The 14,038-nt window shown below is 71.3% G+C and carries 10 protein-coding genes; 4 read left to right on the top strand and 6 right to left on the bottom strand.

Going from position 1 to position 14,038, the window contains the following annotated elements; all coding sequences use genetic code 11:
• Positions 1-36 precede the first annotated feature (36 nt).
• The 4 genes from ACQP2X_RS49015 to ACQP2X_RS49000 all read right to left on the bottom strand — a co-directional run bounded on the left by ACQP2X_RS49015 (position 37) and on the right by ACQP2X_RS49000 (position 7,381).
• Positions 37-492 (bottom strand): peptidoglycan-binding domain-containing protein, encoded by a 456-nt coding sequence (locus tag ACQP2X_RS49015; protein WP_498693281.1) that lies wholly within the window; start codon positions 490-492, stop codon positions 37-39.
• A gap of 92 nt (positions 493-584) precedes the next feature.
• The gene (locus ACQP2X_RS49010) at positions 585-2,531 is read right to left on the bottom strand and encodes a hypothetical protein (protein ID WP_498693279.1); all 1,947 of its coding nucleotides are present in this window, start codon (positions 2,529-2,531) and stop codon (positions 585-587) included.
• Between the two features lie 102 nt (positions 2,532-2,633).
• The gene (locus tag ACQP2X_RS49005; protein WP_498693277.1) at positions 2,634-3,776 is read right to left on the bottom strand and encodes a WD40 repeat domain-containing protein; all 1,143 of its coding nucleotides are present in this window, start codon (positions 3,774-3,776) and stop codon (positions 2,634-2,636) included.
• 146 nt (positions 3,777-3,922) lie between these two features.
• Positions 3,923-7,381 (bottom strand): PQQ-dependent sugar dehydrogenase, encoded by a 3,459-nt coding sequence (locus ACQP2X_RS49000; protein ID WP_498693274.1) that lies wholly within the window; start codon positions 7,379-7,381, stop codon positions 3,923-3,925.
• A gap of 146 nt (positions 7,382-7,527) precedes the next feature.
• On the opposite strand from ACQP2X_RS49000, the gene ACQP2X_RS48995 reads away from it, so the two are divergent.
• From ACQP2X_RS48995 to ACQP2X_RS48985, 3 genes are all read left to right on the top strand, one after another.
• A complete protein-coding gene (locus tag ACQP2X_RS48995) occupies positions 7,528-9,633 on the top strand; it encodes an MMPL family transporter (RefSeq protein ID WP_498693272.1) in 2,106 nt (701 codons plus the stop codon).
• A 22-nt stretch (positions 9,634-9,655) separates the two neighbouring features.
• Positions 9,656-10,255: a hypothetical protein gene (locus ACQP2X_RS48990; protein WP_498693270.1), complete on the top strand. Its 600-nt coding sequence runs from the start codon at positions 9,656-9,658 to the stop codon at positions 10,253-10,255.
• Between the two features lie 66 nt (positions 10,256-10,321).
• Complete coding sequence (locus ACQP2X_RS48985) at positions 10,322-11,011, top strand: hypothetical protein (protein ID WP_498693269.1); 690 nt, start codon at positions 10,322-10,324, stop codon at positions 11,009-11,011.
• On the opposite strand, the gene ACQP2X_RS48980 is transcribed toward ACQP2X_RS48985, so the two are convergent.
• A complete protein-coding gene (locus tag ACQP2X_RS48980) occupies positions 11,008-12,345 on the bottom strand; it encodes a serine/threonine-protein kinase (protein WP_498693267.1) in 1,338 nt (445 codons plus the stop codon). The two genes, ACQP2X_RS48985 and ACQP2X_RS48980, sit on opposite strands and share 4 nt — an antisense overlap.
• A 143-nt stretch (positions 12,346-12,488) precedes the next feature.
• Here ACQP2X_RS48980 and ACQP2X_RS48975 point away from each other — a divergent pair, with 143 nt between their 5' ends.
• The gene (locus ACQP2X_RS48975; RefSeq protein ID WP_498693266.1) at positions 12,489-13,409 is read left to right on the top strand and encodes an NADP-dependent oxidoreductase; all 921 of its coding nucleotides are present in this window, start codon (positions 12,489-12,491) and stop codon (positions 13,407-13,409) included.
• Here the strand turns inward: ACQP2X_RS48975 and ACQP2X_RS48970 are convergent.
• Positions 13,387-14,028: a TetR/AcrR family transcriptional regulator gene (locus ACQP2X_RS48970; RefSeq protein WP_498693262.1), complete on the bottom strand. Its 642-nt coding sequence runs from the start codon at positions 14,026-14,028 to the stop codon at positions 13,387-13,389. The two genes, ACQP2X_RS48975 and ACQP2X_RS48970, sit on opposite strands and share 23 nt — an antisense overlap.
• Positions 14,029-14,038: the final 10 nt, after the last annotated feature.

Genomic DNA, 14,038 nt, shown 5'->3' with positions numbered 1-14,038 from the left:
GTGAACACCGGCCCGCCCTTTCACGTCGTATCTATGTCAGCTGACGCGGCGGCACGGGTCGCCGTAGTTCGGGTCGGTGTGCCGGATCGCCTTGCGGGTCAGCGGGCCGTACATCCCGTCGGCGCCGGTGCTGGAGACGCTCTGCACCTTCTTCAGTGCCTTCTCGGTGTTGCCACCGAAGTCGCCGTCGATCGACAGCGGGTAGACCTTCACCTCTTTGAGCTCGTTCGGGTAGCAGTCGTTCAGCGTGTCCTGCAGGCGGCGGACGCCGTCGCTGTTGGCACCGCGGACCATGCCGCAGTTGACCGACCCGTTGGACGCGGCCGGAACCAGGGCGCCCTGATAGGTGACCGCCTTGGTGCAGACCGGGTTGGCCAGGATGGAGACCATCGGATCGGCCGACGCCGGACCGGCCGCCACCAACTGGAAGCCACCGATGCCGGCGGTCACGAACGCCATCGCCGCGAGCCGCTTCGCCATACGCGTTGCCATACAATTCTCCCCGTTGTTCGGTACACAGTGGAACTGAACCGGGGCGTACGGTAACAGAGCACAGTGGTGGTCATCTATCCCGTTGCCCGTTCTTACTTGCGCACGGTGACCGTCGCGCTCATGGCCCGCCCGTCGGTATATCCGGTCTTGCGGGCGACGACGGTGACGGTGAGTTTCTTGTTCTTCATGAAGGCCGTCAGCTTCAGCGTCGCGCTGGTGGCGCCGCTGATCAGCTTGCCGTTCAGCCGCCACTCGTACCGGTAGGCGTCGGGCTTGGGCGACCAGCTGCCGGTGGCCGCCCGTACGGTCCTGCCCACCTTGGCCGTGCCGGTGACCACGGGCTTCTTGGTCGCCTTGGGGGCGTTGCCCTTGGCCACGGCGGCCGAGGCGGCCGAGACCGCGGCGCCCGGCAGGTGGCCGTCGCGGGCCGCGGTCACCTTGACGGTGAGCCGCTTGCCGGCCAGGCCGCCCGAGATCGCCAGCGACGGGCCGGTCGCGCCCCGGATGGCGGCGCCGTTGGCCAGCCACTGATAGGCGTACCGGTTGGCCAGCGGGCTCCAGGTGCCGACAGCGGCCTTGACCGTGTAACCCACCTTGACCGTGCCGGCGATCGCCGGCTTCTTGGTCGCGACCGGGGCCCGGCCCTTGGCCACCGCGACCGAGGCGGCCGAGGTCGCGACGCCGGCGCCGTTGCCGTCGCGGGAGGCGGTGACCCGGACGGTGAGCCGCTTGCCGAGCGCGGCGGCCGGGATCACCAGCGACGAGCCGGTAGCGCCGCCGATGGCCACGCCGTTCGCGAGCCACTGGTACGCGTAGCGGGCCGGTGCCGGAGTCCACGTACCCGTCGAGGCCTTGACCGTGGAGCCGACCGCGACGGTTCCGGAGATCGCCGGGGCGGCGGTCGCCCTGACCGGCGGCAGGGTGACGGTGAAGGCGTTCGCCACTTCGGCGTGCGGGCCGTACATCCGGTCGAGCGTGAGCGTCCACGCGCCCGGTGCGGCCTGGGCCAGCGGGAAGGAGACGGTCATCGACGTGCGGTCGGCGGCGACGGTCGAGAGCACGCCGGTGATCGGCTCGGAGCCGGGCCGGGTGAGCTTGACCTCGAGGCTCGAGGTGAACGACTGCCCGGTGAGCGTCACGACGGCCGTCGAGCCCTGAAGGGCGGAGGCGGGCGCGATCCTGGTCGGCCGGAAGGCGGCGACGACGCCCAGGTCGACGACGGTCGGCGTGGACGGGCTCACGGTGAAGACCGGGGTCTCGCCGATCTCGTCGTACTGGTCGCCGCCGGTCCGCGTGAGGTCGGAGTCGGTGGCGTCGTTGCCGACGTTCGGCTTGGTGAACAGCCAGTTGAACCGGTACAGGTGGGTGGAGATCGTGAAGCGCTTGCTCGGGACGGTCTCCCGATAGGTGCCGTTGTAGTTGTTGGCGAAGCCGTAGCTGTCCTCGTCGTCCTGGGAGCGGATCGAGATGCCGACGTCGGTCGCGGGCGGCTCGTTCGCCTGCCGGACGCCGTCGGCGTTCAGGTCGTTCCACAGCCGACCGGTGATGTCGCCCGAGTCCACGATGCGGATCTGGCGGGACGCGGTGTTGTCGGCGGTCGAGCTCTCCGGCGTCGTCGTCGACGCGGTCGCGACGACCGGAAGGACGGCGCCGGGCCGGGCGCCCTCGACGCCGACGCTGCGCACGATGGCCCGCTCGGACTGGCCGGGCGCCAGCTCGCCGAGATAGGCGCAGGTCATGGTCGGGATGGCCCAGTCGCAGTCCCAGTTGCTGGTGCTCTCCGAGCCGGAGACGCGCAGCTCGGGCGGGAGCGTCAGGGACACGGTCACGCCCGCGGCCGGGAGGGTCCCGTCGTTGCGGACGACGACCTCCGGGCTCGACCAGCCGGAGGTCGGCAGAATGTTGCGATCCGCGGTGAGCGCGACGACCACATTGGCGGTCTCGGCCTCGGCGGCCCGGGCCGGCGTGGCCAGGGCGTTCGCGGTGACGGTGCTGAGCATGGTGAGGCCGACACACGTCAGCCATCGGGAACGAGACAAGTGATCCTCCCCGTGATCGGGAGGATCATAGAACGGTACCGTTCCGTCGTCGACCTGGCTCGGAAAAAGGGGCCCCGCGTGGGGCCCCTTCCTTTTCTCACGTCAGGGCACGCGCCACAGCCGGGCCTTGTTGTCGGCGCCGGCGGTGATCAGGCGCTTGCCGTTCGGGGTGACCCGGACGGCCCAGACCGGGCCCACGTGGCCGGTGAGCGGCTCGCCCTCGGCCTCACCGGTGGCCGAGTTCCACAGGCGGACGGAGCCGTCGTCGGCCCCCGTGACCAGCAGGTTGCCCTTCGGGCTGAAGCGCATGGCCCGCACCGGGCCGGTGTGGCCGGCCAGGGGCGCGGTGGCCGCCTCGCGGGTCGCCACGTTCCACAGCTGCACGGTGTTGTCGCCGCCGGACGAGGTGGCCAGGAGCTTTCCGCCGCGCTTGAAGGTGAGGGCCAGGACGGGAGCGGTGCTGCTGGTGAGCGGTTGGCCGGCGGGTTCGCCGGTGGCCGCGTTCCACAGCTGTACGGCGGTGCCGCCACCGGAGGCGGCCAGCAGCTTTCCGTTCGGGCTGAAGCTGACCGCGTACACCGGGCCGGGGCTCACGGTCAACGCCTGGCCGATCGGCTGCCCGGTGCCGGTCTCCCACAGCCGCACGGTGTTGTTGGCGCCGGTGCCGGCGGCCGCGAGGCGCTCGCCGTCCGCGCTGAAGGTGACCGTGCGGACCGCGCCGGTGTGCCCGGTCAGCGTGCGCACCAGATCGCCGGTGGCCGGGTCCCACAGCCGGACCGCGCCGTCGTCGCCGGCCGTGGCCATCAGGTCGCCGGTGGAGCTGAACGCCACCGAGCGCACGGGCCCGGTGTGCCCGGTCAGCGGGGCCCCCGTGCGCTCGCCGGTGGCCGGGTCCCACAGCGACACCTGGCTGTCGCCGGTGACCGCGAGCAGCTTGCCGTCCGAGCTGTAGGCGAGGGAGTAGACGGTTCCGACCTCGCCGGCGAGCGGCGCGCCGGCCTTGCGCCCGGTCGCCGTGTTCCACTGCCGCACCGTCCCCTTGCTGACGGTGGCGAACACCTTCCCGTCCGGGCGCAGGGCGAGAAGCCCGGTCTCGCCGGGCACGATGCTGCGCGACCGGGCGCCGGCGGTGCCCGCCTGGCCCGGCGCGAGCGCGGTGGTCGGGGTGACCTGGGCCGGCCCGGCGTTCGGGCCGGCCTGGGCCGGCGTGGCGGCGGTGACCGCGAGCAGCCCGATCAAGGCCACGGCGACGGTCCCTCCGGCGCGACGCCGGCGACGCGTGTCTTTACGATCTCTCTGAGTAGTCACCCGGGCACCGTAACGACGGCGCCCGGGGGCTTTCGGGGCAGTTTGCCGCAGTTCATCCGGCCGGGTTCAGCTGACCGGTCGAGCTACGAGGCGTACATCGAGAATTTCGCGGTCCAGCGGTTGGAGCTGCCGAACGTGGCCGGCCAGCTGCCGAACGGGGTGGGCGCGCTCCAGGCGCCCTGGTTGGCGGTGCCCGTCGTGAAGCTCAGGTTGTTGTCGCCGTTGGTGTTGTAGACCAGCCAGTACGCGGTGTTCGGGGCCAGCGTGGCGGTGACCGGGCGGCTGTTCCACGAGTTGGCGGTCAGCGTGCCGGACGTGCTCGACGCCACCAGCGCACCCGGCGAACCATTGGCGTCGGCGTAGATCGCCACCTGATATTGGTTGGCCGGCGCGGCCTGCACCGACTTGAGGTAGACCGAGATCTGGCTGATCGGCAGGGCGGTGGCGCCGTTCACGAACCGCGAGCCGTTCATGTAGTTCATGTCGCCGGAGTCCAGCGAGCCGCCCACCTGGTCATATCCGAACCGTGGGGCGCTCGGGTCGAGCGTCGTGAACGAGAACTGGTGGTTGGCCGCCAGCGCGTTGCCCGCGGTGTCGGTCACCCCGGTCCGGACGGTCACCGAGTATTGCGTCGAGGCGGCCAGCGCGGCCGACGGCGTGATCGTCGCCGTCTCGGTGGCCGCGTTGTACGTGACCGTCCGGTTCACCAGCGTGCCGCCCGGCCCGCGGAGCTCCAGGTTGGCCGCCGTGACGGTGGCCGCCGCCATGCCCTCGCTGAACCGCACGGTGATCGGGGTGGTGAGGCCGACCCCGGTGGCACCGGCGGACGGGCTCGTGGCGGCCACCGCCGGCGCGGTGGTGTCGGCGCCGGTGGTCGCGTAGATGGAGAACTTCGCGGTCCAGCGGTTGGAGCTGCCGAACGTGGCCGGCCAGGTGCCGAACGGGGTGGAGGCGCTCCACGCGCCCTGGTTGGCGCTGCCGGTGTCGTAGCTCAGGTTGTTGTCGCCGTTGGTGTTGTAGAGGAGCCAGTACGCCGTGTTCGCGGCCAGCGACGCGGTGACCGGCCGGGTGTTCCACGAGTTGGCGGTCAGGGTGCCCGACGCGCTGGTGGCCACCCGGGCGCCCGGCGAGCCGTTGGCGTCGGCGTAGATCGCCAGTTGGTACTGGTTGTTCGGGGCCGCCTGCACGCCCTTCATGTAGACCGACATCGAGGTGATCGAGGCCGGGCTGGATCCGGTGACGAACCGGGAGCCGTTCATGTAGTTCGTGGCGCCCGAGTCGAGCGACGCGCCGACCTGGGTGTAGCCGATCCGTTGCGGCGCCGGGGCCGACGCGTAGGTCGCGGTGTACGTCGTCGCGGCGGCCGGCGCGGTGATGACGTGGGTCTGCGCGCCGCCGTCGGACCAGGACGTGAACGTCGAGGAGCCCTGCGGGGACGGTGCCGACACCGAGTTCGTGGAGCCCTGGATGACCGTACGGGAGAAGGGTGTCGTTCCTGATCCTGAGCCGACCGCGAGCTGGAGTCCGGACGGCACGGTGGCGAAGGTCAGGTCGACCGTCTTCGGGTCGAGCCGGCGCGTCACCGCGTGGGTCAGGCCCTCCTGGTCGGTGGCGACCAGCTTGAGCTCCAGATAGGACGGATATTCGTGGTCGGGCGCCTCGAACGATCCGGACGCCACGCCGGTCCAGCTGCGGATCGCGTGCTCGTGGCAGTTCTCCGGCGCCGAGCAGTGGTGCATGACCAGGTCCCAACTCAGGCGGGACGCGGGCAGGGTGCCCTGCTGCGGGTCGGTGGCGTGCCCGGTGAAGGAGATCGTGTCACCGACCGCCCACGTCGTGCCCACAACCGGGGTGTCGATCACCGCGGTCGGCGCCTCGTTGCCCGGTGTGACGGCGATGGTGCTGGTGTGTGTCGCGTTCAGCGTGTCGGTCACGGTCAGCCGCGCGGTGTAGGAGCCGGCGGTGGTGTACGTGAAACCGGCCGTCGGCGAGGTCGAATCGGTCGTCCCGTCGTTGGTGAAGTCCCAGGCGTACCGCAGGCGGCCCTCGTCGGCCGGGTCGGGGTCGGTCGAGCCGGTGCCGTTGAACGACACGGTCAGCGGGGCCGGGCCCTGCGTCGGCGTCGCGTCGATGACCGCGGTCGGTGGCTGGTTGCCCGGGAAGTAGCGCACCCGCCGGATGGTGCCGCCCAGGTCGGCGTAGTAGAGCTCGCCGCCCGGACCGACCTCGAGGTCGACCGGACTGGCCGCGTCGGAGACGAACGTCTGCACGGTGGCCGGGTTGGGCAGGCCACCCGGCGTGGAGGGCAGCGACGCCCAGACGCAGCGGCGCGAGTAGTCGGCGAAGAAGACCGCGCCGTTGTACGCGGCCGGGTAGGAGCCGCCGCCCGTCGGGTAGAAGGCCACGCCGGTCGACGAGGAGCTGCCGGTCGGGCAGGCCTCGCCCGCGACCAGCTTGCTCGAGTGGTTCCAGGCGACGAACGGCGCGGTGTGCGTCCCCGCCGGCGCGGTGTAGAGCGTCTCGCAGATCGGCAGGTTCGCGCTGTCGTACCCGGCCTGGCGGGCGTTGCCCTCCCAGCACGGCCAGCCGAAGTTCGTCACGCCAGCGGTCGGGTTGACCACCCGGTTGACCTCCTCCCAGGTGTTCCACCCGGTGTCGGAGATCCAGCTCTCGTTGGTGCCCGGCCGCATGGTGACCCGGTACGGGTTGCGCAGGCCGTTGGCGACGATCCGGCGGACGTTGGGGTCGGCCGAGCCGATGTTCGGGTTGCCGGGAGCGGCGGCGCCGGTGGCCGGGTCGAGCCGCAGCAGGGTGCCGTCGAGCTGGGCCGGGTCGCCCGAGGTGCGGATGTCCTGCGAGCGCAGCGCCCCGCCCTCGTTGGCCGGGTCGGAGCACGGGTTGGTCGGCGCTCCCGACGGGAACTGGCCGTAGTCGACAGCGCTGAAGCTGGCGCCGTCACCGGCGGCCACGTAGAGCATGCCGTCCGCGCCGAAGGCGATGTCGCCGATGGAGTGGCTCGGGAACTGCTGGCACCAGTCGTGCAGCAGCACCTGCTCGCTGCCGGTCATCGTGTCACCGCTGGCCCGCAGGCGGGAGAGCCGGCCGGTCACCACGCAGCGCCCGTCGTTCGCGTTGGCGCACACGTCGTTCCAGACCGGGGCGGTCTGCCCGGGTGGCGCGTCGTACGTGTACAGCACGTAGACGTAAGGATCGGCGGGGAAGTTGGGTGCCAGCGCCATGCCGAGCAGGCCCCGGTCCCACTGGTTGTGCACGGTGGCCGACAGGTCGGCGAACACCGTGGGGGTGGTGTCGGCGAGATCGTCGAAGACCTTGATCCGGCCGCCCTTCTCGGCCACCAGGATCCGCCCGTCCGGCGCGAACTCGAGGTCGACCGGCGAGCTCAGTCCACTGAAGACGATTTGTTCCTGGAAGCCGCTCGGCAACGCCACCGCTGTCGCGGGCGGCGAGCCGATGAACGACGACATCGTGATCACGGTGGCCACCGCGACGATCCCACTCAGCGCACGCCGAAGCACGGGCATTCCCTCCCCCGAAAAGATTGATGAACCTTAACGGCGCGCGGAATCGTCCAGGTGTCGGCTGACGGACTCGACCGATCGCCGACCGGTCAAACCTGCCGACCGTTCGAACGATGCACGTCCATGGCGGGTACCTGCATATTCCGGTGATGTTGGCGGATCTGGGCCGGTGGTGTGCCCGTCGGCGGTGGCCGGTTCTGGGTACGTGGCTCGTTCTGGTCGCCGCCGGGCTGGTCTTCGGCGGCCAGGTCTTCGACCGGCTCACCACCGCCGACAGCCTCCGGCCGGACGCCGAGTCGCAGCTCGCCGACCGGCGGATCGGCCAGTTGCAGCCGGAGGGCCCGGTCATCGTGGCCGTCGTCGGCGGCCGCGACGTGTACGACCCGGCGCTGGTGGCCGACGTGACGGCGGTGACCGGCGAGATCCGCGGCATGGACGGCGTCGCCGAGGTCGACGACCTGTACGGGGCTCCGGGCGGGCGGATCGGCGCCGACAACCGGAGCTCGCTGATCCGGGTCGAGCTCGACCAGGGCCTGCCGGACGACCGGCGGGAGCGGGTGGAGGACGCGGTGGCCGCCGCCCTGCACCGCGTCGACGCGCCCGAGGTGCTGGTCAGCGGCGAGAAACTGGCCGAGCGCGCGTTCGCCGACCAGGCGGTGGCCGACGCCGCCCTCGGCGAGTCGGTCGCCGTCGGCGTCCTGCTGGTCGTGCTGGTGCTCGTCCTCGGCGGTTTCGTGGTCGCCCTGATCCCGCTGGCCGCCGCCCTGGCCGCCGTGTCGGTGACGCTGCTCGGGCTGTACGGGCTGACCGCGCTCACCGGCGTCAGCCAGTTCACCGTCAACGTGGTCACCCTGCTCGGCATCGGGCTCGCCGTCGACTACGCGCTGCTGGTGGTGGCCCGGTTCCGCGAGGAGCGCGACGCCGATCCCGGAGCCCCGGTCGCCGGCCTGCTGGCCCGGACTGCCGCGACCGCCGGCCGCACCGTGCTGATCGCCGGGCTGGCCGTGGCGGCGACCATGGTCGGGCTGTCTGTCTTCGCGGAACCGCTGCTCGGTGCGATGGCCCTCGGCGGCGCGGTCGCGGTGCTGCTGGCCACCGCGGCCGGGCTGACAGGCGTACCCGCGCTGATAGCGGTGGCTCATCGCTTCATCAAGCCCGCACGGCCGCCTCGTCGCGCCCTGCTTCCCCGGCTCGCCGCGTTCGCGCAGGCGCGGCCGGGACCGGTCGCGCTCGCCGTCACGGCCGCCCTGCTCGTGCTGTCGCTGCCGTTCGTGTTCGGGGTCAACCTCGAGAATTCGGACGCCCGCGCGCTGCCCGCCTCGTCCGAGGACCGCCGGCTCCAGGAGGCGGTGCAGCGCGACTTCAGCGCCGGCCAGGCCGATCCCGTCGTCGTGGTGGTCGACGCCGACCCGGCCGGCGCTCAGGTCCGGGACTTCATGGACCGGGTCAACGCGCTGGACGGTGTGCTGCGGGTGCAGCCGCGTCCCGACATCGCCGCGGCCGCCGTCATCGACGTCACGCCCGAGGGCGGCACCGCGGGCGGGCCCTCCCGTGACGTCGTACGGGCGATCCGGGCCTTGGACCCGCCCTTCCCGATGCTCGTCGGGGGCGCTGCGGCCGAGCTGGTGGACTACCGCGACTCGGTGGCCGGCCGCTTCCCGGTGGCGCTGCTGATCGTGCTGCTGTCCACGGCGGTGCTGCTGTTCGTGCTGACCGGCTCGGTGGTCGTGCCGCTCAAGGCGCTGCTGATGAACGCGCTCACCCTGCTGGCCACGCTCGGCGCGCTGGTGATCGTGTTCCAGTGGGGCGTGGGTGACGCGGTGTTCGGCTTCGCGTCGTGGGGCGCGATCGACGTCACCACGCCGGTCCTGCTGTTCGTGTTCATCTTCGGGCTCTCGATGGACTACGAGGTGTTCCTGCTGGCCCGGATCAAGGAGGAGGGCGACGTACGGGCCGGGATCGTGAAGTCGGGGCCGGTGGTGACCGCGGCCGCGCTGGGCATCGGCGTCGTCTTCCTGGGCTTCCTGCTCGGCGACCTGATCGCCGTGAAGGAGATCGGCTTCGCCATGGCGGTGGCGCTGCTGCTCGACGTCACGGTCGTCCGTGGCCTGCTCCTGCCGGCGGTGATGACCCTGCTCGGCGAGTGGAACTGGTGGGCTCCGGCACCCCTGCGCCGCCTGTTACCTACTCGTGACATTGAATCGAGAACCAACCCCGTCAGCGTCGCATCGCACCAAGTGTCGGAAAGAAAATGAGACACCGGAACGGGGAAACGAAATGCGCAAGCTCCACCTGGCCGCGGCTCTGATCGGCGTCGCCCTCACCGCCACCACCGCCTTCGCCGCGCCGGCCAACGCCGGCACCCTCAAGACGGGCGTCGCCTACGTCGCGCCCGACGGCGACGGGGAGGGTGACGTGATCGTCTTCAAGGCGGCGAGCGGCAAGACCAACCGGGTCGTCATCACCAAGGGGCCGAAGTACTACCTCACCATCGACGACACGGTCGCGATCAAGGCCGGCGGGGGCTGCAAGGCCGTCAAGGGCGACCGGACCAAGGTGCACTGCGGCCTCGGCGAACTCACCGAGAAGCTCCAGGTGTCCACGTTCGACCGCAACGACAGCATCACCAACAAGACCCGGCTCCAGCTGATCGCGTACGGCGGCACCGGCAACGACACGATCCGGGGCGCCTCGGCGGGCGACATCCTCTTCGGCGGCGCCGGGAACGACACGATCTACGGCAACGGCGGCTACGACCGGATCTCCGGCGACGCCGGCAACGACACCCTCTGGGGCGGCCCCGGCAACGACCGGCTGATCGGCGGCCCGGGCAAGGACAAGCTGTACGGCGGGAGCGGCAAGAACCACCTCGCGTGAGCCCGGCGGGCCGGCCGCCGCGGGTGGCCGGCCCCTTCGTACACCCAGTCTGGAGATCTGATCCACATGCGCCGCATTGTCATGACTCTTGCCGTGGCCGGGATGGCCCTGGCCGCCGGATGCGCCAACCAGCCGCAGCAGGTGGCGGGCGAGGCCTTCCCGGTGGGCGGCTCCTCGCCGACCCCGGCCCCGGCCCCGAGCCCGTCCCCGGTCGTCACCACCTCTTCGCCCAGCCCGTCCGCGACGTCGGCCACCCCGTCGAGAACATCCACCAAGCCGAAGAGCCCTCCGGCGAAGACCTCGGGTCCGCCGAAGATCGCCCGGGTGATCGGCCCGGTCACCGTGCTCGGGCCGACCGGGCTCGGCAAACTGCAGATCGGGATGAGCAAGGAAGAGGCCGAGGCCACCGGCCTGGTCGTGGCCGGTGAGGGCGAGGGCGGCTGCGGCAGCTGGATCCTGGACCTCCCGAACGCGGGCGGGCCGACGGTCGGCTATTCACCCCTGGGCGTCGTCTCCATCCCCGCCTACGGCAAGGTCGCCACCCCGGAAGGCATCAAGATCACCAGCTCGCTCGACGCCGTCGAGCGGGCCTATCCCGACCTTTCCGGCCCGGCCACGGAGAACGGGGCCACGCTCGGGGACGGGGCCGCCTACGCGGGACAACAGGACAAGTACGGTGGCGTCCACTACCGGTTCACGTTCGAGAACGGCGCCGTCAAGTCGATGCACCTCCGGCACGACACTCCGAAGTGCTAACCGGTGATCCGCAGCGTTTCCAGCACGTCGTCGGTCCGATCGGTGCCGCCGGTCTGGCGGATCTGCAGATAGACGCCCCGATCACCGGGCCGGGTCAATAGCACCTCGCTGTAGGAGACGCCGTCCGGGCACGCCGTCCAGCGCTGGACCCGGCCGGTCAGGCCGTCGGCGGTGACGTCACGATCGGCGCCCCGGGTGCACCCGGGATGCGCCGGGACGGTGGCCTTCGAACCGGGCGCGAGCCATCGGCTCACCCCGGCGAACAGACCGGATGACGTGGCGGAGGCCAGGTCGGCGCCGACCTGGAGGCCCGGCTCGGTGCCCGCGGGCAGACCCAGGGCCGCGACGTTCCAGCCGGCGTCGCGCAGTTGCCGGGCCCAGTCACCGGGCACCGCGACCGACAGCGCGCCGTCGCCGTCGGCCACCCGGACCCAGCCGGCCGGTGTGCCGTCCACGACGGTCGCCCCGCCGGCGTAGACGAGGAGCCCCAGCGCGACGACGGTGCCGACACCGTGCCGCAGAAATCGCAGGACCCGGCTGGGGACGGCGGTCATGGCGTCGTCCAGGGCCTGGGCGAAAGCGGCGGTCGAGGGCCAGCGGCGGGCGCGGTCGCCGTCCAGGGCCCGCATCACCACCCGGTCGACGTCACGGGAGACGCCGGTCCGCAGCTTGGAGGGCGGGACGGTGACGGCCTTGCCCGGCTGCGGGGGACGGCCGGTCAGCATCTGATAGGTCATCGCGCCGATCGCGTGCACGTCGGCCCGGACATCGAGGCCCCCGCCCGGAAGATGTTGCTCGGGCGCCATGTAGCCAGGAGTGCCGGCGACGACGGTGAAACCGGAGGCGTGCGCGATCTCCTTGGCCAGGCCGAGATCGGCGACCAGCACCCGTTCGGCGCCGCGAACGGTGTCGAACAGCACGTTCGACGGTTTCAGATCGCGGTGCAGGACACCCGACTCGTGCAGGACGCTGACGGCGTGGGCGATGTCGCTGGCGATACGCAGGCCGGTACGCACCGGCATCGGACCCCGGTCCAGCCGGTCGGCCAGGGTGCCGCCGGCGGCGTACGTCATGACCTGATAGGGACGGCCGTCGGGCAGCTCGCCGAAGTCGTGCACCCGGACCAGCCGCTCCGAGTCGGCGCGGCGCAGCACCTGGGCCTCCTGCTCGAACCGGGCCCGCACGTCGGGGTGATGGGCCCAGTTCTCGGCCAGGATCTTGATGGCCACACGCGATTCCAGGACATCGTCCTCGGCAAGCCACACGGTGGCGAAGGCGCCGGAACCGAGCCGTTCGACGATCCGGTAACGGCCGATCATGGTTGGTGCTTGCACGCTCGCATTATCGACGTTTCGAGGCGATCGAGGGGGACGGCGCCTTCTGGTGGACTAATTAGTCCACCTTCAAGAGCGTGGCCAGCTTGTGCGGCCTTATCGTGGACTATATGGTCCTCTTTAAGCGAACGGAAGGGTGCCGGATGAAGGCGATCGTGGTGACGGATCAGGCGGCCGGAGCGGCCGGGATGAGGCTGGTGGAGCGCCCGGAGCCGACGGCGGCGATCAACGACGTCATCGTCGCGGTCCACGCGTCGGGATTCGTTCCGACCGAGGTGGAGTGGCCGTCGACCTGGACCGATCGGGCCGGCCGGAACCGGGCGCCGTCGGTCCTCGGCCACGAGCTGGCCGGAGTGGTCACCGCTCTGGGCTATGGCACGACGGGGCTGTCGGTGGGGCAGCGCGTGTTCGGGATCGCCGACTGGCATCGCGACGGCACCCTCGCCGAGCAGGTGGCGATCGAGGCCCGCAACCTCGCGCCGCTCCCCGGTGACGTCGACTTCACGGTGGGCGCGAGCCTGCCGATCTCGGGCCTCACCGCGTGGCAGGGTCTGTTCGTGCACGGTCGTGTCCAGGCGGGGCAGACCGTCCTCGCGCACGGTGCGGCCGGCGCGGTCGGGACGATGGTCACCCAGCTCGCCCGCGAGGCCGGCGCCCGCGTCATCGGGACCGGCCGGGCCGCCGACCGCCAGAAGGCGCTCGACTACGGCGCGCACGAGTTCGTGGACCTGGACAACGACTCACTGGACGACGTCGGCGGTGTCGATCTGGTCTTCGACGTCATCGGCGGCGAGATCCAGAGGCGGTCGGCGGCTCTCGTGCGGGCCGGCGGAACCCTCGTGTCGGTCACCGGGCCGGTCGAGGCGCGCCCGGAGAACGGCCTGGCCGTCGACTTCGTCGTCGAATCCGACCGGGCCCAGCTCGGTGAGATCGTCCAGCGGGTGCGGGACGGCCGGCTCCGGACGAACATCGACAGCGTCGCGATGCTCGACGACGCCGTCGCCGCGCTCAACCCGGCCGGGCGGCGCCGGGGCAAGACGATCATTCGACGACGAAAGTCCTGACATGGTCCAGCGCCACATCGAGCGCGACCGCCATCGGCCCGACATCGTGAGCCGCGTTGGCCAGGAGATATCCGCCCTGGAGGGAGGCCATGAGAAACGTCGCCAGCCGATCGGGGTCGGCGTCCTCCCGCAGTGAGCCGGCCTTCTGCATCCGGCGCAGGCCGTCACTGATGAGCGTCTCCCAGGCCGTGAAGGTCTCCGACAGTGACTGGCGAGCCTGTTCGTCCTGATCGGAGAGCTCGGAGGCCATCGAGCCGAGGCCGCAGCCGTAGGCGCCGTTCTGGAGGCTGTTCGCCTTCACCAGCGCGTCGCGCCATCGCCGCAACGCGCCGAACGTCCGGAACCGCTCCAGCCGGCCCTGCTCGCGCTCGAGAACCAGCTGCCCCCGGAACTTGACCACTTCCCTGATCAGGGTCAGTTTGTCGGGAAAGTGCATGTAGAGCTGTGATTTGCTGGTGCCGCTGGCCTCCAGCACGTCGTCGACGCTCGTCGAGTTGACGCCCCGCACGAACATCAGATCGTTGGCGGCCTCGAGGATCCGCTGACGAGTAGCGAGGGCACGCGGGTCAGGAGCACGCCGCCGCCGGCGAGGCGCCGCGGCCGCCGGCTCGTCACTCATCGCGCCAGCG

Source organism: Actinoplanes sp. CA-131856, assembly GCF_050956135.1.
GTDB lineage: Bacteria > Actinomycetota > Actinomycetes > Mycobacteriales > Micromonosporaceae > Actinoplanes.
This window is presented reverse-complemented; position numbering and strand designations above follow the sequence as displayed.